At 49.8% G+C, this 20811-nt stretch carries 15 protein-coding genes and 1 pseudogene; 5 read left to right on the top strand and 11 right to left on the bottom strand.

What is annotated here, in order from left to right:
* Window positions 1-34 precede the first annotated feature (34 nt).
* From QK296_RS18680 to QK296_RS18665, 4 genes are all read left to right on the top strand, one after another.
* Window positions 35-1687 (top strand): GMC family oxidoreductase, encoded by a 1653-nt coding sequence (locus QK296_RS18680; RefSeq protein WP_282391172.1) that lies wholly within the window; start codon window positions 35-37, stop codon window positions 1685-1687.
* A gap of 16 nt (window positions 1688-1703) precedes the next feature.
* The gene (locus QK296_RS18675) at window positions 1704-2252 is read left to right on the top strand and encodes a VOC family protein (protein WP_108538186.1); all 549 of its coding nucleotides are present in this window, start codon (window positions 1704-1706) and stop codon (window positions 2250-2252) included.
* 53 nt (window positions 2253-2305) lie between these two features.
* Entirely contained in the window at window positions 2306-3679 is a 1374-nt protein-coding gene (locus tag QK296_RS18670) for an FAD-dependent oxidoreductase (protein WP_158275422.1), read from the top strand.
* A 166-nt stretch (window positions 3680-3845) separates the two neighbouring features.
* Window positions 3846-4928: a saccharopine dehydrogenase NADP-binding domain-containing protein gene (locus tag QK296_RS18665; protein ID WP_108538188.1), complete on the top strand. Its 1083-nt coding sequence runs from the start codon at window positions 3846-3848 to the stop codon at window positions 4926-4928.
* Between the two features lie 130 nt (window positions 4929-5058).
* On the opposite strand, the gene QK296_RS18660 is transcribed toward QK296_RS18665, so the two are convergent.
* The 9 genes from QK296_RS18660 to QK296_RS18620 all read right to left on the bottom strand — a co-directional run bounded on the left by QK296_RS18660 (window position 5059) and on the right by QK296_RS18620 (window position 16974).
* Window positions 5059-6693 (bottom strand): methyl-accepting chemotaxis protein, encoded by a 1635-nt coding sequence (locus tag QK296_RS18660; protein WP_282391171.1) that lies wholly within the window; start codon window positions 6691-6693, stop codon window positions 5059-5061.
* Between the two features lie 105 nt (window positions 6694-6798).
* On the bottom strand, window positions 6799-8355 hold the full coding sequence (locus QK296_RS18655; protein ID WP_108538190.1) for an acetolactate synthase large subunit: 1557 nt from the start codon (window positions 8353-8355) through the stop codon (window positions 6799-6801).
* A gap of 131 nt (window positions 8356-8486) precedes the next feature.
* On the bottom strand, window positions 8487-8657 hold the full coding sequence (locus tag QK296_RS18650) for a hypothetical protein (protein ID WP_158275423.1): 171 nt from the start codon (window positions 8655-8657) through the stop codon (window positions 8487-8489).
* Between the two features lie 54 nt (window positions 8658-8711).
* Window positions 8712-9719 carry a YCF48-related protein gene (locus QK296_RS18645; RefSeq protein WP_108538191.1) on the bottom strand — a complete coding sequence of 336 codons (1008 nt, stop codon included), beginning with the start codon at window positions 9717-9719 and terminating at the stop codon, window positions 8712-8714.
* A 9-nt stretch (window positions 9720-9728) separates the two neighbouring features.
* Window positions 9729-12092: an efflux RND transporter permease subunit gene (locus QK296_RS18640; RefSeq protein ID WP_282391170.1), complete on the bottom strand. Its 2364-nt coding sequence runs from the start codon at window positions 12090-12092 to the stop codon at window positions 9729-9731.
* A gap of 84 nt (window positions 12093-12176) precedes the next feature.
* Window positions 12177-14027, bottom strand: coding sequence for a DUF1302 domain-containing protein (locus tag QK296_RS18635; RefSeq protein WP_108538193.1), 1851 nt, complete (start codon window positions 14025-14027; stop codon window positions 12177-12179).
* Window positions 14028-14066: 39 nt separating this feature from the next.
* Window positions 14067-15413: a DUF1329 domain-containing protein gene (locus QK296_RS18630; protein ID WP_158275424.1), complete on the bottom strand. Its 1347-nt coding sequence runs from the start codon at window positions 15411-15413 to the stop codon at window positions 14067-14069.
* 170 nt (window positions 15414-15583) lie between these two features.
* Window positions 15584-16357 (bottom strand): class II aldolase/adducin family protein, encoded by a 774-nt coding sequence (locus tag QK296_RS18625; protein ID WP_224796969.1) that lies wholly within the window; start codon window positions 16355-16357, stop codon window positions 15584-15586.
* An 89-nt stretch (window positions 16358-16446) separates the two neighbouring features.
* The gene (locus tag QK296_RS18620) at window positions 16447-16974 is read right to left on the bottom strand and encodes a VOC family protein (protein ID WP_108538195.1); all 528 of its coding nucleotides are present in this window, start codon (window positions 16972-16974) and stop codon (window positions 16447-16449) included.
* 525 nt (window positions 16975-17499) lie between these two features.
* Between QK296_RS18620 and QK296_RS18615 the strand changes: the two genes are divergently transcribed.
* Window positions 17500-18852, top strand: a complete 1353-nt coding sequence (locus QK296_RS18615) for an MFS transporter (RefSeq protein ID WP_282391169.1) — start codon at window positions 17500-17502, stop codon at window positions 18850-18852.
* Window positions 18853-19048: 196 nt separating this feature from the next.
* Here the strand turns inward: QK296_RS18615 and QK296_RS18610 are convergent.
* Together QK296_RS18610 and QK296_RS18605 are read right to left on the bottom strand one after the other, a co-directional pair.
* Window positions 19049-19594 (bottom strand): annotated as a pseudogene (locus tag QK296_RS18610) (hypothetical protein).
* Window positions 19595-19735: 141 nt separating this feature from the next.
* On the bottom strand, window positions 19736-20809 hold the full coding sequence (locus QK296_RS18605) for an ATP-binding protein (protein ID WP_282391168.1): 1074 nt from the start codon (window positions 20807-20809) through the stop codon (window positions 19736-19738).
* Window positions 20810-20811: the final 2 nt, after the last annotated feature.

The following is a 20811-nucleotide window of genomic DNA, read 5'->3' as shown; positions in this document are numbered from 1 at the left end:
AATGCGAGCCAATTCTAGAAATGAGGTTGCACGTATGACCCCAGCCGAAATACAGGCATGCCAATGGGATGCAATCATCGTTGGTACTGGTATTGGGGGTGCCACTCTCGGTTATAGCCTCGCGCAATCCGGAATGAAAGTGCTCTTCTGCGAAAAAGGAATGGATCATCTGAGCACCTCAACTGCCCTTACGGGCGATTGGACAGAAACCTTGTTTGAACGCGAATGCGAGGGTGACTCCTATGCGAATTATCTCAAACGTAGCGGACGGTTATCGGCCCCAATATTTGAGCTGAGCGGAATAACAAGCAGAGCCGTCCTCCCCATTTTGGGTGAGGGTACTGGAGGGTCCAGCACGCTCTACGGCATGGTCATGGAGCGTTTTTTCCCTTCCGATTTCGAGCCCGCCAAATACGCTAAAGCAGCGACACAAGCCCAGGTTCCGGAACGGTGGCCAATCACAATGGAAGAACTGGAGCCCTATTATTCCGAGGCAGAAGCGCTTTACCGTGTAAAAGCGACTCGTGATCCCTTACGTCCTGATACAGAGTGCCGGTCGATCCTCTCACCACCCTCTTACAGTCCTGCAAACTCAGAGCTATTCGAGTACCTGAGCGCCCAAGGATGCAACCCCTACCATGTGCCAATGGCGTGCGACTACAAACCAGGCTGTCGAGAGTGTATTGGCTTTATCTGCGAGAAACGCTGCAAGGGGGACAGCGTAAATATTTGCCTGGAACCGGCATTGCGTGAACATGGAGCGGTCCTTGCCGATAACTGCGACGTCCTCAAGCTAACCACTGAAAATACATGCGTCACGACTTTGCACTGTCGGTGGAATGGCGCCGATGTCACCTTGCGTGGCAATACGATAATACTCGCAGCCGGCGCCATTGGTACGCCAGCATTACTATTGCGTTCAGCCTCCAAGGCATGGCCGCATGGACTCGCGAACGGATCGGATCAGGTCGGACGGAACCTGATGCGTCACCTGTTTGACTATTACGTTGTCAAACCGCGAAAGTCCCCACATGAGAGTGATTTAGTCAAACAACTGGCCTGGAACGACCTCTACATCAGCGACGGCGTAAAATTGGGTACGGTGCAATCCAATGGCAATCTTCCTCCCCCACGCATCATTGCGCGTTCAATGAAGGAAGACATCTCTCGCCATTCATCAGTGCTCGGATTTATCGCATCTAAGTTTTTGCCGGTTATTGAGCAAGCTGTAAAAGCCTCGCTTAAAAAAACGATCGTTTTCGCATCGATCATGGAAGATTACCCATACCCGGATAACCGACTCACGCTTGGAACTGATGGCAAGGTCGTCATTAACTATTCGATCCATGAGAACGACAAAGAACGCCTAGAACTATTTCGAGATAAAATAAAGAAGCTTTTAAAAAAGTACCACCCAAAATTAAATCAAGCGGCACAAAAAAATAGCCTCCTGGGCCATGTCTGCGGTACTTGTCGTTTTGGTGAATCACCTAAAGACAGTGTCCTAGACCGCTACAACAAGGCGCATGAGCTTGATAATCTCTACGTCGTAGATAGTTCATTCTTCCCGACAAGCTCCGGCACAAACCCCTCACTCACAATTGCAGCCAACGCACTTCGGGTAGCGGAACACATCCTCAAAAATCATACAAACCCAACACCTTGCCCCACCACACTCTACAAATAAAATATATGGAGCCTCTATGAAAACCAAGATAAATAAAATTGATCAACTGGGATTCATTGTTGACAATATCGAAGAAGCCGCCATGCACTGGGTTAACACTTGCGGAGTCGGACCATTTTTCATTCATCAAAATGTTGAATACGAAAAATTCACTTATATGAATGAAGACACACCCGTACAATTGACACTGGCGTTCTCCTACATAGGTTCCATAATGTTGGAGTTAATCTATCAACACAACGATGCGCCGTCAGTCTACACAGCCCTCAAGCACCGCAGTGGCAATGGTCTCATTCATGTGGCAAGTTTTTGTGATGACCTTGAAATCATAACTAACTCTCTAACGCCAGAGGATATCATTCAATATAGTTCGACACCCGACGGAGTAGAAACCATTTATTTGAACACCGAACATCACAATGGCGGGCTCGTTGAGTTTATAAAAATGCCCGAAATATACAAACCAATCACTGAACTCTTCCAAAAAACGGTAGCCAATTGGAACGGCGAACGACCTTTGCGCTACATCGATCCGACAAATCCTTTTGCCGTATTAGATCTCTGAGATTGCTCAGCCTAATTTAGCGTTTTCATCATTCTATCAAAGAGATGCTTACCATGTTACATAGGAGTCGTTCGCATTGGTTTGAATCAGCCCTGCTATACCCACCCAACGAACCGTTGAAGCAATCGGTTGAGGTCGATGTATGCGTCATCGGTGGCGGTATCACAGGGCTATCGACGGCCTACCACGTTCGTAAGATTGATTCGAACGCTTCTGTGGCGCTGCTCGAGGGAGAGGTCATAGGGTTCGGTGCAAGCGGTAGGAATGCTGGCCAGCTTATCATTGCGTTTGGGGAGGGCGATTTCCGGGCGCAACTAAAGCGTTACGGCGAGAAACGATTAGCCCAAGCGTATCACTATGTCCATGAAGGCTTGCAGATGATTGAGGATCTCATCCTAGAGCACGATATACACTGCGATTATGAACAAACCGGCTATTACGAAATGGGATTAAAATCAAATGGCGATGGTGCAGTAAATGACTACATAAAATTCTGCAAATCGATAGGGCAAGCAAGCTACCTGGAAAGCATCTCCGCCGAACAAGTAGCACTAGAATTCAACAGTCCATACTTCGGCAATGCATGCTTCGATTCGCGGGGAGGTCAACTTAACCCCTTGAAGCTGCTTCACGGACTAAAGAACGCTACAGAACAGCTTGGTGCAAAAATTTATGAACATAGCCCAGCAGTTAGTATTGAGCGAGACTTAAACGGGATTACCGTTCGCACAGGCAGCGGAACCGTTCGTTGCGCAAAATTAGTTCTTGCCACAAATGCGTATTCACATTTGATTCATGGTTTGCAAGATCTGGGCACAACCCGCATGCAATCCCCTGTATTTGTCTACGCCAATATTACCGAGCGGCTTACCGCCAAGCAATGGCGCGAACTGAAATGGCCTCGACGATGTGGGGTCAATATGATGTCGAAGCTATTCTATTCTTTTGCCCCAACATCTGACGGCAGGCTTTTGTATGTCGGTAATTACTATGCGGCGGTGCCAAGCGGAAACGAAATGGCCCTGGATATTAGCAAGGGTTTTATGTTGGATGGGCCACAGCACCTCCAGTCGTTCTTCCCAGCACTAGCAGGAGTGCGGACTGAGCAGAGCTGGGGGGGCCCAATCTCAACAACAAGGGATTACATTCCGCACGTCGGGTTGCTTGAGGACGCGCGAATTGGTTATGCCAATGGCTGCTGGGGGCATGGTCTTCCCATTGGTGCGCATAACGGGCGAACACTTGCAGAACTCATGCTTGAAGGATCCACTGATAGTACATTGTCTTGGTTGGTTACCCGAGACAAACTAAAATGGCCGAATCGCTTTATCACATCGACCGTCGTAAAGGGATTGTCGGCGGTGATGCGCCACGACATACGCAAAGCGGGTCAAAAAATGAATCCAAAGTTTACTTTCACTAACTGAAAATAATTCACTAGACACTCCACTTAGATTTAGATCGCGCATTTTAAGCCAAGATTGAGGATTCTCTATGGCCGCACACACGTGAAGTAAAATCTCTCCACAATAGATCAACAAAGCTTCAGCACACTCACCAATCAACATCTCTTAATATAACAGGAGCACTCCGATGCAGTCCGAAATTGACAGAAATACAGCATCCGTTACGCCTCTCTCAGTTCTAGTAGTTGGTGGCTATGGCGTAGTAGGTACGCAGGTATGTAATTTACTGTCCCAACGCCACCCCAGACTAAAAATATGGGTCGGTGGTAGATCACTGGTAAAAGCAGAACGGATTGCTCAAGGTATAAAAAATGCAAGCGCTATATTAATAGATGTCGACAATAGCGACCCATTAGCGTCGCTAGCCACGATGCCGGATGCAATCGTAGTAGCCGTCAATGACACCAATGACCGACTGTTACTTTCCGCAGTAAAGCGCGGCGTAGCGATAGTTGATATTGCTCGATGGCTAGAGCGGATTCACGATGCGCAAGAGGTCTTGGCAGGCCAGCCCCTCCGGGCACCGGTGGTGTTATCTTCGGGATGGATGGCTGGAGTTGCCTCAGTGACCGCGGCAGCATTCAGACGTCTCCCACAACCCGCTCAACAGATAGATATCGACATTCTATTTGCAACGGGTGACAGGGCCGGACCCGACTCCGTGGTTGGCTTTATTGATGCACATCACCCGTTTACAATCTGGAGCAACGGCGAGCGGCGCTTGGTGCAAGCCATGTCCGACGGTCGACCGGTACAGTTCAGCAATAACCAGTCGGCGAACTGTCGTCGCGTTGACAGCCCAGACCAAATGACCCTCGTCCGAACAGGAAATGCACTGGGTGTATCCACACGCATGGCCTTTGATAATTCGCTGATGACGTTCATTTTCGCCAAGGTCGTTCGCTCAGGGATATGGGCTCGACTATCGAGAAACACTCGAATCAAGATGCTGTACAACCCGGGGAGCGGCGCTTCCCATGAGTTCGTTATAACCATAAAAGAAGAAGATACCCAGCGTATTCTAGTAAAGCATAAGCTAGGGCAGACTCACCTGACGGCCATAGGCACAGTAACTCAGGTTGAGCGACTCCTGGGGCTCAACGGTCGATCTCGCCCTCCCACCGGCATCAGCTATCCAGAACAAGCTGATGACATTCATGCCTACATTGATGCTCTACGCTCCATGGGAGTGGAAATCAAGGAAGTCTGAACTCGACACTGTTAAGATAAAAAATCATGAGAGCATGGGTGGGATCGTTGACCTTCTGCTCTTGTGAGTTTGTGTTGAGCTACAAAAAATGCAATTGTGACCCTCCTGCGATGCGTTATGCGCTCGCAAATCACACCCGGAAGCGTCCTACCAACTGAGCCAAACCATTGGAAAGCCGCGACAGATGTTGACTTGCCTGAGCGCTTTGCTCCGATGTTTTAGCCGCATCAATTGAAAGATCACGAATATCGGTAATATTACGGACGATTTCCTCAGTAACACAACTCTGCTGCTGACAGGCAGTAGCGATTTGTGCGGCCATATTACTTATTCGTCGCACCGAGTCGCCAGTATAGGATAACGCCTCTTCGACTCCTGCTGCACGTACTACACTGTCGCGGGCCTTCAGACTTCCAGAACGTGTCGCCTCCACCGCGTTTTGAACGCTAGCTTGAAGACGATCGATCATCTTTTGAATATCTTTGGTCGAGTCCTGGGTTCGTGCTGCCAGAGCACGTACCTCGTCTGCCACTACGGCAAAGCCACGCCCCTGATCCCCCGCACGCGCAGCTTCAATCGCCGCGTTTAGCGCTAACAAATTGGTTTGTTCGGCAATGCTCTTGATCACCTCCACCACCGAACCAATGCTAGCGGTCTCTTGCTCCAAAGCCTGGATAGTATTGGAAGCATTCTCCACCTCTTGTGCCAACCGACGAATAGCATCGATGGTTGCACCCACGACCTCACCACCTTCGCGCGTCCGAATCTCGGCTTGATGTGCCGCCTCAGAGGCGCTTTGCGCATTACGTGCAACTTGAAACACAACCTCACTCATCTCAGCCACCGCAGTGCTTACCTGGTTGACCGCCATGTGCTCGCTACTAATCAAGTGGTCATTAGCCATCGTCATATCCGCCATGCAGCGAGCGGAGTCAGCCACCTCACCGGTAACCTGAGTGACCTCTCGAATTAGCAGTTGCAGCTTGTCGAGGAAACGGTTGAACGCTCGCCCCAGCTTACCCAGTTCATCCTGCGACAAGGCAACCAAGCGTATACGCAGGTCTCCATCACCATCGGCAATCTGCTCAATACGCTCCAACAGATTCTGCAGCGATCGTGTAACCAGCATCGGAAAGCCAATCACCAATACCAAGCAAACAATCAGACCGATGGAAATTACCAGCCCTTGTTGCCAAATATGGACTTCACCCAGCGCAATGGCCCGTCGACCTTCGAGTTTGGCTGCTTTGTCCTCTAATTTGCCGAGTTTATCTATCACCTCACGCATTTTATAAAACTGACGTTCACTGTCTCCCGCATTAATGGAGCTGGCCATTGCTGGGTCACGGCTCGACAACTCGGCAACTTCGCGCGAGGTTTCTCGCCAAAGTGAGAAGGCTTGCTCAAACTGTGCCAGCAGTTGTTTAGATTCGCCCCCAAGGTTCATGGCCGCATACTTTTGAACTCGTTCGTAGGCCAGTTGCAAACTTTGCTCATGAGCAGCTTTTAGCGAAGGTGAAAGTTCTCCACCCGCATCATCCACGAGATTACGCTCAGCGACAAAGGCTCGATAAAGATCCTGATCGGCGTTCAGAAGCAGGCTAACAGCGGGTAGATAACGGTTAGTTAGTTGTCTGCTGGAATCCGCTACCTGAGTTATGCTCTGCATGCCCATACCGCCTACAATCACCAGCAATAAAGCTAGCAATATAAACGGCAAGGCGATTTTCCAACGAAACCCTAAATCAGCAAAAAAACGTATCACGGCTCCGCTCCTGGCGCTTGATGCGTGCAACAAGCATATCGGTTCGAGAAGGTTACGAGATGTGAAGAGTCGTAGGAGCCCCTTCACTACCATGACCCGCTAAGATCAAATCATTGCTTCGATCAATCTCGGCCCTCGTTGCTTCATTGCAGATTCATATTGAGCAGCAAATTGCTCGCAAGTCGTCGCGCGACTCGCTTCGACTCCCAGGCCTTCAGCTATCTTCACCCAGTTCATTTCCGGATTATGCAAATCCAGCATCGATAACGCCTTGTCCCCCGCCCCGATTACCCCTACACGCTGCAGTTCAACATTAAGGATTGCATAGGAACGATTAGCGTAGATGACTACCGTTATATCGAGGTTTTCCCGTGCCATTGTCCAAAGCGCTTGTACTGTATAGGCCGCCCCGCCATCACCATGGGGACAAATAACTTTACGGTCTGGTGCTGCGAGCGCTGCCCCAACCGCCACGGGCAAGCCCTGCCCAATAGATCCACCTGTAAGTGGCAAGTGCGTATGCGGACGCGCGCGTCCGAACATCGTTAACAGCGCCATCCCGGACGTCGCAGACTCATCCGCAATGATTGCGTTCTCAGGGGTCAGCTCCGCCATTATCTGAGCCACGCTTATCGCACTTAGAAGCCCGTTAGGCATACCAGGTAATGCTAGAGGGACTCGCTCAACTAAGTGGATCGGCGCGTCCAAAGCATCTGCTAAAGAATTCAGAGCCTCGACGCTATCCTCATGGGGATGAGCTAGATAGCTGAATAAACAGCCTTCCGGGGCACACCAACTAGGTTTTCCAGGGTAGGCAAAAAAAGAAACTGGAGGCTTGGCCCCTACAAGAATGACTTGTTCAATGTCGCTTAAAAAGTCAGTGATCTGCTCAGAAAAATAAGGGATACGCTGTACCGGGACGCGCCCTGCACCTAATTCAATGTGCGGAGCGAAAGTATCACACAACAAGCGAGCCCCCGTTTTTGCCTGAACCCGACCGGCGGCCTCCAACCCCAAGCCATATAGAGCCTCACCTCGCAATAAAATCGCAGTCTTTTTACCGTTCCCTAACAAGTTGGCCACATCTTCAACAGCCTTCGCACTGACGGCCGCCGGCCCAATATCTGCCAACATCTCAGACGGTCGCTCAGCATCGTTCCAAGCGGTATCTGCCGGTAAAATCAACGTTGCCACCCCCCCGGGCGCGGATCTCGCTGCTTGTACTGCTCTGGCAGCATCACTCGCAACAACTCGAGCACTCGTGGACTGATGTATCCAAGATGAAACTGGTCGAGCAAAGCCGACGATGTCGGAAGTTAATAACGCATCGTACTGAAGGTGATAAGTCGCGTGATCCCCCACCACGTTGACGATCGGCGTGTTCGCCCGCCGTGCGTTATGCAGGTTAGCGAGTCCATTGGCAAGGCCGGGGCCCAAATGCAATAACGTTGCTGCAGGCTTACAAGCGATTCTCCCATAGCCATCTGCGGCACCGGTGGCCACGCCCTCAAACAAACAAAGGACAGCACGCATCTCTGGCACCGAGTCGAGAGCTGCCACGAAATGCATTTCCGAGGTACCCGGATTAGCAAAACATATTTCAATACCACAATTGACCAATGTTTTGACCAGTGACTGCGCACCATTGAGCGAGTTTTTCATAAAGCCCCTTTAACTCTTAAAACTAAAATAAAGAAAAGAAAGTTTCCTACCCTAAATGCAAATAACTTTAGGATGAATAACCGTATTCCGTAATTTTGTAGAAGCGCTTAGTTTTGTTAGCAAGCCCCTTATTAGCCCCACCAAGCATGTATCAGCCACACACCCGCCCATGCACCTAGCCCAACAGCAATGAACATCGTGCAGCAAACCCAGTCTCCAATACCTCCTTGAAAATCTTCCTTTTCTCGATCTGGCCTTGAGTCAATTGCTGTTTTAATTTTTCTTGTATTTGAATTAAACATATTGATCTCCTCCCACATTAACTCGTCCCCACTGCCGACCGATCAGTGGCACGATTAGTTAGCGCCAACCAACCCTATTGGCGAGAATAAAATTGGACCTGCAGCGCTGCCGACAATCGACGTGAGAGGTAGCCTGTCAGCTCGCGTAGACATATTGAACGTCTCGCCACCGTCATAACTACTCAGCACCAGCCCCCCGGAAGCGGCAACCCAAATACTTCCATCATCAAACTGAGTAATACCGTTTAACGACTCTTGGCCCTCCACTTTTACACGGCGCCATTGCAGCCCGTTTTTTGTGCTTAAATAGAGATGTCCGCCAATGCCCCCCGCCACAAATCCGCCTTCTCGTAGTGGAATGACATTCCACAGCGAACCATTCTGCGCAGTGGAGTGCTGTTCCCAGTGTTTGCCGTTATCCATCGAGACCAGAATTAAGCCACGCTCTCCGACTATAACAAGCGGACCTCCTCGAACACCTGCAATACCGTTGAGGTGCATATCCATGCTCTCAGCGTCATCACCAGCTGGGTGGATTACGGACCATGTTTTTCCATAATCCTGTGTTTCGATTGCCATGCCAAACTGACCAACAGCAATTCCATGCGAAGGGTTCTCAAACCAGACACCAAGTAAGGGAATCCGTGCCGCATCATCTCGCCGAAGCAATCTCCAATGCTCCCCTCCGTCATCGGTCGACAGGACCACCCCATCGTGCCCAACCGCCCAGCCATGCTCTGTATCCAAGAACTGGACATCAGTCAGCGTGGATTGAACCGGCACCTCGCCAGCCTGTCGAAATGACTTGCCATCATCACTGAGCAACACCACGCCATAGTCACCCACGGCAACAATCCTGGACGCATCGCCACCACCGGCGTGAGTGGCCGATACAATATTGGCAGACACGGCCTTAGCTGCTTGCAGGGCCGGCCGATCAGCGGGAATACGTAACGGCTTGTCTAGGGCGCTCGCCTGAACCTGCAGAGACGAGCCTGCACAACTTAAAGCGATAAACAAAACAACCAAATGGAACTCAGTTCGAAATCGGAAAATTTGCATAATCAGTACTCAATGAGCCGCTATACCCAACGCACGGACAGGTCTACGTCTTGGAATCCACTTATCCAGCATCACAGCCACAGCAGGAAGCAGCGTCATGGCCATGACCATATTAATCATGAACATAAATGCCAGGAGCTTGCCCATGTCTGCTTGAAATTTAAGCTGAGAAAATGACCACGTCGCGACCCCAATAGACAAAGTTATTGCTGTAAAAATCGTAGCAACGCCCGTTTCCAGTAGTGCATGCTTTGCGGCCTGAGTAGTTGTCATGCCTTTGGATAGGTGTAATTGAAGACGGTTATATATGTAGAAGGCGTAGTCGACTCCTACTCCCACAGCCAAAACCATTACCGGCAAAGTTGCAACTGTCAGACCTATATCCAGGTCCTTCATGAACCAATAGCCCACCCATGTAGCAACCGTCAGAGGTACACAGCAGACCAACATGGCACGCCAATCGCGGTAGGTCAGAAAAACCAACAAAAGAATAGTTCCATACACATATAGGAGCATCGGAGCTTCACTCTTCTCCACGACCTCGTTTATGGCCGCTTGCACACCGGCGTTTCCACTAGCTAAACGTATCTCAACACCCGCAACTATGTTATTCGTGCGAAATGCTTCGACCCGCTCAACAACCTCCTGAATTGTCGTCGCTTTATGATCCTGAAGATAGAAATTAACGGCAATGACGGAACAATCACGAGCGCGAACACCTTGCAACTTTTGTAGATTATTAATGGCCCCCCCCAACGCCCGAGAGTCCCTTGGCAGGCTCAGCATCTTCGGGTTCGCTTCATTGAGCGCTGCGGAATATTCCTTACCTAGGGTTGCCGCTGACTCAACAGCAACTACACCAGGGGCTTGAAATATCGCCCATCCCATATCATCTGCTAATTGGAGTAAGCCTTGGCTATCACAGGAGTTAGCCGGTGCGACCAATACAACTGTCAACCAGTCCAATCCAACATTGAAGCTGCTGGCAATGGAAAGCGCGTCCTGATTGAACCGCGAGTCTGCTCTCAGCTCAGGTGCTCCTCGCTCGAGGCTACCTATATGTCGTCCAAGGCTTTGCCAGTAGGCAAGGCAAAAAACAGCCACCCCAATCATAACCACCCAGCGGGCATACTGCGGTTCAGCAAGCCGAGAGAGTCCAGTCAGCCAGCCGCTACGCCGTTCTCTATGAAACATTGCCCTACGGGCATATTCAGCAGGGACATTAATGAAGGATGCGGCAACAGGCAAAAGCACTAAGTTAGTTAATATTTTGAACAAAACACCTATAGATGCTGTGATCGCCAACTCGTGGATCATTGGAATCGGAATCATCAACAATGTAATAAAACTGACGAGAGCCGTCACAAGAGCCAGAGTTCCAGGAATAAGCAAGCCTGTAAAGCTGGCACGTGCAGCACCCATTGCCGTATTGCCGGCTGCAAGTTCTCTAACAATAAAATTTATTTGCTGTACACCATGCGAAACGCCGATCGCAAAAACTAAGAAAGGCACTAACACTGCAAGGGGATCCAACCCATAACCGAGTAAATGCAAAGCCCCTAACTGCCAGACCAAAGAGATAAGCGAGCAAAATAGCGGTAGTACAGTAAGCTTAATCGAATGACAATACCAAAATACTGCAAGCGCCGTAAGCACAAACGCCAAAATAAAAAATGGCGTGGAGGCACGACCTTCATCTGCAATGGCTCCTATTTGCTTTGCAAAGCCAATGATCTGTACCTCATAATCGTCATTCTCAAATTTGGTTCGAATCTCACCTTCTAACAACTTATTGAACACAATATAGTCTAACTTCTGGCCTGACCCCGGCTCCTGATCGAATAAATCAGCGGTGACTGCACCACTGGTCTGATCATTCGAAACCAAGGTTCCTATATGCCCACCTCGAGTTGCACGGTCGCGGATCTGGGCGATCACCTCATCGGTAAGACCATTTGGAGCAACATCCCCCCCCGTTACCGGCTGAGCTTCAAAGCCATTCTCGGTTACTTGCGTAAAGAAAACGTTGGGCGTCCACAACGAAGTCACCGACGACCGGTTCACACCCGGTAAAGCACTGATAGCTTCAGTCACATCAAGCAAACGCCGTAACCCATTTTCGTTCCAGATGTCACCGTGCCTGGAGTGCAAAACCACAGTTACCCGATTAGCTCCAAATAGTTGGTCCCGAAATTCATTAAATGTTTTGATGTACTCATGATCTTGAGGCAACTGCTTCTCAAACCCTGCCTCCATTCGCAGCTCCACCGCAAAATAACCTGCAACGAGTGTCGCCAACGCGAATAGGCTGATAACCAGTGCGCGGTGCCCAAACAGCCAAGACTCCAGAATATTAATAACTCTTATTAGCATGAGGACATTACGAACTCTGTCGCACCTCTGAAAGATTATTGGGGTAATCGACCTGCCTTATCAAGCCAGGTCGAATAATACGGCCTAGAATGAACTACTAAGTGAAATACTAACGTAATCACGATCCTGCATCGGATTGGTATCCCCCCCGCCGTAGAATTGCGTGTAATCCAAACGTGCTTTCAACGGAACTTCTGTTTTGAAGTCAATATTCAACGCCGCAGTCATCTGTCCTACATCTCTTGAAAATCCAGGCATTGACTGCGCTGCGATCCCCCATAGGCCCTGGTTAACCGCGAGTTCCGGTGAAACTTTAATTCGCGTGCCAAATACGTTTGCGTAGTTCAACACTAGATCGAAAGCGAGACCTCCAGAGCTTTTTGTCGGCACCTCATAACCAATACTATTAGAATATGGTACGAGGGTGCTATTTAGAGGTGCAGACGCCAAGGGAGCCTGTAGCCGAGAACGGTCTAAATCGGGATAGTAGGCCGCCGCCATTTCAGCCAGCAGCGTACCCTCAGTCGCTCCAAGAAGACCAACTAACCCTCCCCAGCTTGACGACTGCAAAATTTCCATGCCTGACACCGTAAACTGCCACTTCTTGGTCTCTACAAACCCATGACATATAGAGCCACTTGGAAGTCCGGCACAGTCGCCAGATAAACCGGTGTTAAACAACGTCGTTGGATCAATTGCTAAAACTTGATTCGGGCGATAAGCCGCCTCCATCCCCCAGGAGAAATCACCTAATTTTAAATTATAGGAGGCGCCGAATACGTCGCGATTACCGACATATTCAGCAGCGTAGGCAGCCACAGGAAATCCACCCCCGGTATTAGTAGCAACTAGACTATTAGCGTCCATCACATACGAAACCATCGGTAATTTTTCGTGGTAGCGCATGTAATAAAGACCAAACTCGTCACCCGAATCCAAGGCGTACTTCATGCTTATGCCCCACTGGTCAGAGCCCGGCTTGATATCACGACCACGACCAACAGCGAACCCTCTGGCAAGACGCTCTTCAACTGTAAGCGGGCGACCAGTGACAGCGTCTATTGTTCCGTTATCACCACCAATTGCGCCTGGCCCTATAAAGCCGGCCAGCGCATTAGTACCAAAATATAGTGCTTGCCCCCCCGCCCCCAATAAATCTGCGGTATTGAAGAACGTACCGGAGGCAGGCAATGTTGAAGGCTTGAATCCTAGCTCATAAAACGCTTGCACCCCAAGCTTGTCAGTTAAACTGCTGCTAATACTAAACATCGGCCGCGGAATATACAGCTCCTTTAGTTGCACCCCCGCTGCAGTCGCTTTACGTATATCCAGCGGGTTCGCTTCGTTGATACCACCTTGAGTTAAAAGCGCCTCGCCCCAATTGATTACTTGATTGCCGATACGGACACTAGCTGACTGTTCTTGCCACTGAAAACCTTTATCGACGTAGGCGTCCAACAATTCTATATCTGAAACGGCATCATCATGAGCATCACCCTCAATTGATGTCCTTTCCGTATGCGTAACGGAGTAGTCTTTGAACCACGCTGCGCGCAGAAGCACTTTCAGATCGTCTGGCGCTCGTATATAAAGATCATGCACCCCTCGAACGGTGGTACTGAATGGGCGCCCTTTTTTATAATTCAGGTCCCCGTCATCTATATTGACTATGCCAGTCTGATCAAAAACGCCAGAAGCACGAGCCGATGAGCCGCTTGGACACCCCCCGTTGTCATAGCCAACATAGCGGCAACTCGGATTGCCAGTTCTAATCTGAGTCGCAATAGACAAGGTACTGTCAAAACTACCCGATACCCCATTTCCCAAATCAAATAATGCTGCATGGCCTGCCGGGGCGTACTGAAGTAAACATGCCGATGCTAACGTTGCTGCAGGCGACACGCCAAATTTTCGAAGATTAGTACTTATTTTCATTGGAGGAAGCTCCGCTAGTAACTATAAAGTTCAGTACTATCAGCGACCAATCCATCGCCGGAATGCATCAGCGGAAAAATCGCTGGCTTTCAAGTCGTTCGAAAACCGAGCAGGTTTACCGGAGGCGGCAACAATACTTTGCCCGGCATACCGACCAGCTTGAACATCGTATATCGTACTGCCAGCGAGAAAACATGTACCCAATGAATACTCAGGAACCAAATACCCTTCCATAGTACGCCAGGTCTTTCCAGAACTATCATAAAGATCCTGAACGGATATAGTCCAAGTATCTTCATCGACATAAAATACTCGTTTCGGCATTGAGTGCCGTTTCCCTGCTTTGACGGTGGCCTCAACCTCCCACACCCGATGAAGTTCATAACGCACCATGCTGCGCTTTATAAACTCCCCTTGAAACACATCCGTTGCTTTTAGCGTATGGTCATAAAGCGAGAAGGTATTATAAGGAATGAGCAGTTCTCGCTTTCCGATCAGCTTAAAGTCATATCTATCCATTGCGCCGTTGAACATCCAGGCCACATCGGCAGTGATGAGGTTATCCGTATTTAAAATTGGCGCGTCGTACTGATAGTTGGGTGCGCGACGCATCCTGCGTTGAGCAGAAAAATACAAATTAGCTTCTGTAGGCTTATCTATGTAAGAGATGGACGCAACGCCATCACCTGCGACCGACGGAGGTGCCAAAGTTTGCTCTCGCAACGCAGACTCGACATTGCCTACTTCGGTAGGACTTGTTACTGAGGTTGACGCCATCGGAAAATACAACTGATCCAAATAGAGCTGGACCTCACCAAAATCAGTTCCTTTCGAGCCTTTAGGCGGAATGACATTGACAACGTACGTCTCAACAGATGGTCCGTTATAGCGCAGTTTATGGTTCCAAATGATTTCCGCTCCGCTTTTGGGTAAAGGAAATGGATAACCACCACCGACTGCTGCAGTTAGACGATCTTCACCATCAAGAGAGGCAAGGCTTGCATTTTTTTTTGTTTGCTCGGCAACAACGTTCGGGATACCACAACTTCGATGAGATTCAAATACAGCCATACTATAACCAGGCAGCGACTTTACTAGAGCGTATTGTCCGGGTGAAAGCCTGTCCTTGTACTGGTCAGCGCTCCCAACATCAATAATGTAAAGTGGCTTTTCCTTCGAGTATGGATCGACGGGTTTTGCTCCCGCAGACCACCCAGTAGGAGCATGCATTACCGCTCCACCAAATGCAGGAACTCCTCCGCTACTGCTTCCGGCCACTTCAGCGCCAATTGGCGTTAGCTCACTCCCCAGTTTGGCAATATCAGCGCTATTTGGAGATGCATACACAGCGGTCGCGGCAATATATGCGAGAGCAGTCGTTATCATTCGAATTGGTATCATTCTTGTTTCCCCGAAAGTTATCAACCACCATCAGCCCAAAATACTAAATTTTGGATAGCACAGCCCGATAGATAAACTTATTATCGTTTTCCATTAAACCTTCGCACCAAGACTCAGTAAATAGTCAGTACCTGAATGCTACTGACAAACGAATATCAATCTTTAAACCCTGGATCAAGACGTTCAAGCTTTCGAAGCAACCCAGGCCAAGCATCATTGCCCTCCCCAGAGGCCGCTCGCATAATTTCAACTGGAAACGTTTCTAAAATGGGCGTTGGAACTTCAACCAGTTCACAGCCATCCGCCCCTGCCATTACTTGAATACGGCATGCTTTTCTCAAATTATGATGTCGCAGAAACGCATGCTTGGCAAAGTACCCCAACGTCAACAAACCATGGTTGCGAAGAATAAGGTTATTATTGGCTTTCCCCAGCGACGCTTGAAGAGAAGGCATGCGCGCCTCATAGGTTTCGACGCCCTCATAATCGTGATAAGCCAAACCATCACCAATCGCAAATGCCGCCGGTTGTGATATAGGGAGCAGCCCTCTTTTCTGGGCGGCTACGGCAGCACCGAAATCATCATGCGTATGAATAACAAAGTTAGCATCTTCACGAACCGCATGTACCGCTTTCATTACATACCACCCCCCGATGGTAATCTCAAACGGCGTATCCGAAATAATCTCACCATCAAGGGTGACTTTCACCAAACTGGAGGCAGTGATTTCTTCAAACAAAAACCCAAGTGGATTAAAAAGATAGTGCTCACCGATCCGCGCAGAGCAGTGAGTCAGAGACTGATCATCCCACCCCATCATTGGAACCAATCGATACATAGCAGCTAGCTCTACACGCGCCTGCCACTCCTCCTCCGAGACTTTACCCTTTAAAGATGGATACTCAACATCACCGATTTTTAGCATCATCACGTTTTCTCAACTTTCAGTTATATTTCGGCCTTTCAGCAACAGACCGGGCGAATTCGTTAGAAAATTAGTTATTAGGTATTGAAAATTCAGTATTCGATTAAATAAGGACTGGTGCAGTCCCAGTTTTTTGCCGCATCCTTCATGTAGCTAAACGCCGCACTCAGAACAGGGGTCGCCTGTATCAATTCGAGCATTCCACCTGGATGAAGGTCGCAGTTAAAAAATATCGCCTCAACCCCCAGCTCTGAAATGCAATGCTGTACGGGATCGACCCCTCGTGCCGCCAGCTTTAGTATTTCTTCTTCAAGGTCTTCGGCCAGGATCCCGACATGATGCATCCCGAACCCATTGCGCTCGACAAAGTCCCGAAAGACAGATGGCATGTCGTTATGTTGCTGGACGAGCTCAATCTGGTAGTCACCTGAGTAAGCAAAAGCGAGACTGATGTCGCAATAGGCTTGCTCACCTTGATACGTGAGCTTCGAGTATTTTGCGTGCCGGGTGACAAAGAATGGTGCGACGCCGAGCTTCTCAGCCCAGTGCTTGACTGCAAGATCGATATCCTCAACGACATAGGCGATCTGCATCAGGGAACCTGTTGTACATTCAGTCATTGCTTTTCTCCTGTGGGCAGCCTTGATTGTGGCAAAGCTCAGCCACCCATATTTTTATTTTAGTCAGATAATATGGCCGCAAATCTGCTGAAGCAAACGAATTTTTGGGTGTAATCGACATAAATCGTCCTTGACCAGGAATTTTAGCCGTGTAAAGCTAACTTACGCCAGGTTAATGCAAAAAAAATGCCATCTCCAAGCGTGCATGTAAAGGGACATCGAATCTGGGTTTGCCTACGGATAGCGGGCACACAAAAAGCATGAAACGCTGCCTTCCACGAACGATTTTCTTTCGAAAAGGGAGCAACTTGATGAGTAGATGTAGTTTTTTGCACTATTACAGTGCAAGAACTTAACTGAGAAAGCGTTCATCCAGGTCAAAGCAACCAGGGATGACGCTACGAGCAATTCCTGAGCGCTAACAAGAAGAAAATGGAGCTACGGCGAGCACTTAGCGACCCCATCCTCCACAAACAATTGCCTGCCCCCTTCACAAAAATCACAATTTTTGGTGGCCTTACTGACATGAACACTCAAAAACCGAAATACCATGTCTGGTATCCGATCTATACCATTGGAGACCTTGCATCCGGCATCTACTCGGTCACCCCTAGCATTTTGCTGATGTTCTATATGACGAACATATTGGGTATTCCAGTAGCACTGGCAACAGCTGCGGCGTTTCTACCCAAAGTCACCGATCTATTCGCCAATCCATTTATCGGCGCACTGTCCGACCGCACCACGACCCGACTAGGAAGACGGCGCCCTTACATGTTGTTTGCTGCGTTGACAATCCTGCCAAGTTTTGCCTTGATCTGGGTATCGCCATTCTCTTCGGCAACGGTCTCTGCTTTCTTTGTGATCGGTGCCTTCAGCATCTGCACTGTCTGTTTTTCTTGTTTTCCCGTGACGTTCCTGGCGCTTAATTCAGAAATCGCAACCGATTACCATGATCGAACATCGCTGAACTCCTACCGGACGATGTACTCGATGGTGGGATGTCTTCTAGCGGGTGCTGGTGCTCCCCTCATTGTGGAGCATTTTGGTGGAGGCAAAGATGGTTATGCCGCTATGGGGATAGCGATGGGAGCAGTAATGGCCGTTGCCACGATGATTACTTTCGTTACCGCTCGTGAGCCAGCTCGAAAAAATACAACTACCCCACCTTCTTTTCGTCAGATTTGGACCTCAATCTCAAGTAATCGTCCTTTTCTTCTGCTTTTATCTGCGTATTTCCTACACATCGTCGGAGCAGGAGTTACTGGGGCTGCCTTAGCCTATTTCGTAGCCTACATCCTGCAACGTGATACCGACTTCCTTGCACTTCTGTTTCTGCTCTCATTTGGTACATCAGTGCTAGTGATACCACTTTATGTCTGGCTTGGGAGGCTGGTCGGAAAATTTTACGCTTACATTACTGGCTTATGCTTGATTGTCATCTTCTCCACTGCCTATTTTTTTGTGGGCGCCACCACTTCACTTACCACTCTTCTAGCAGTAGTGACCCTTGCAAGTATGCACGAGGGAGGCATTCAAGTTTTTACCTTCTCAATGCTGGCAGACTGCATTCGAGAAAACACTACATCAGACACTGAGCTAACAACGGAAGCTATGTACAACGGCATTTTTATTGCGGGAGAAAAGCTAGGATTCGCCACAGGAGCCCTTTTGAGCGGCGCGATTTTCATGGCCACCGGTTTGGTCGAAACGACTGAAGGCTTCATCGACCAGCCGGGAAGCGCACTTTCAGGGATTAGCATGTCTGTTTCACTTATTCCCGCGGCGTTGAACCTCATAGCAGCCCTGATTTTCATTTTTTACAAAGCATTTGATCAACGAGTCGTAAAATTAAACGCGTGCATCACAACGTCTTAAAATTGTCATCGCAGCCTGGATCATGCAACCAATGACAGCCCTTTGCCTGTTAGGGAAAGGGTTTTTAATCATTAACACCTCTATTGAAAGTTTTTTCTTCAACCTATAAATCTCACTAGTGCATTGCTCTCGAAATAATTTACTTAGTATTTACTATATCCGCCCCCTCACGCACTAGTTGAGCTTTGCTCAGTTGCTACGCTCCCTTAGCACTCCAAACGCAGAGGGTCGGCTCAGCGTCGCCTGACGCTAAGAACGTTGTAATGGATCTCTTCAGCTCAAGCACAGAAGCAAATTTGCCATCACGGATGTACGCCGCAGTGTCTTGAGAGAAGCGCTTCTCCACGCTCATACATGAGCAGCACGGCCCATGGTTTATGGGCGGTGGTCGAGGAAATGCCCGCCGCCCTTGCCATGCTCTGATAGCTCCAGCACGGTTTCCCGATGCAAGGTCGCTTGACCTGTTCCAAGACACCGCGGACGGCCGCCGAAGGCAATGATGATTTGCGTCCCAGCTTATCGTCCAACGGTTGATGTGCCTGGAAACACTGAACGACTGAGTAATTGTTGTGCAGGAGAAGCCGCTCAGCCGCGCAATGTTATCTCGGGTTTCGCTTTCGGCGGCCAATAGGATTATGCCTACACGCCCACCCTCCCTGTACGCGACGGTCGCAGAGCGGACTCGCCGTTTCAGCTTAATTGTTTCTTCGGGGGAAGCGTTATGTCCGGGGCGCCACTGCAGGCTCCCCAAGGCAAGGATGACGGTTGAAGTTTAGAGGAGATTATCAATAACTTATTTCGAGAACGGCACACTGGCTTGACCATCGGACCGGGTCAACAGGGAAATCAACCGCCAATACACGATAAACATATAACTGGAGGCCTACATCGGAAATTCCGCGCTGATCAGCGTGCCACCCTGTGCGCGATTGCTAGCAGCAATGGTGCCGCCATGAGCCTGGCAGATCGCACGGGCGATGGACAGGCCTAACCCGCTACCGCCCGAATAACGCGCCCTGGAGCGCTCCGCCCGCCAGAAGCGGTCAAATACACTGTCCAGGTGCTGTGTTTCAATACCCGGCCCTCGGTCACCGATCTCAATCACAACGCGCTCTTCGAATTGACGCGCCATGATGTCCAATTCCCCTCCCCCTGCCGCATAGCGCAACAGGTTGTCGACCAGGATATTCAGCACCTGGCCAAGTCGATCGCGATCGGCATGGATACGAAACCCGTCCGCAATACTTACCTGCGTTTGCACGCCTGCCTCATCCAAATACGGCTGGAACCAGGCCAGCCGTTCGCTCACCAAAGCCGCCAGGGAAAAGTCGCTGCATTCAAGCACTAGCCGCCCCGCCCTGGCCATAGACAACAGATGCAGATCATCCACCAGTTTCCTGAGTTGATCGAGTTGTCGCTTGACCATGCCCAACTGCGCAGCGTTACTGGGGAAGACCTCATCAAGCATGCCCTGCACGCGCCCCATGGCGGCATTCAACGGTGTCCGCAGTTCGTGGGCGATGACCGCGCTGGACTCATGCACATCCCGCTCATAACGCTCCAATTGCGTCGTCATGCTGTTGAAGTCGCTGACCAGCCGTTGCAGCTCGTCGGGTGCGTCGCGGTGAACCGGCAGGCGCGTCAGGAAATCACCGCCGGCGACCCGACGCGCGCCCTGGGCTATCGCCGAGAACTGGCTGGACAAGGGGCGCGAAAACCACAAGCCACAGACGATGATGATCGGGATGGCGGCCAGCACCAGACCGACCAGGATCAGCCAGTCACGATTGGCGATGTTCGGCTGGAAGAACTCCACCGGGTAATATTCGGCGACCAGCTGGCGCAAGCGTACCTCGTTGAGCTGCGGCTCGGCGCGCAGTTGTAGCAACTCCTTGCGCGCCGCCGGCGGCAAGTGTTGCAAAAAATACCGGTCAGACAGTTTGAAGTTGATCCACATGC

This window comes from Pseudomonas sp. AL10 (genome assembly GCF_029960685.1).
In the GTDB taxonomy this organism is placed as follows: Bacteria; Pseudomonadota; Gammaproteobacteria; order Pseudomonadales; family Pseudomonadaceae; genus Aquipseudomonas; species Aquipseudomonas lactis.
The sequence above is the reverse complement of the archived record's forward strand: the minus strand, read 5'-3'. Positions and strand labels throughout refer to the sequence as shown.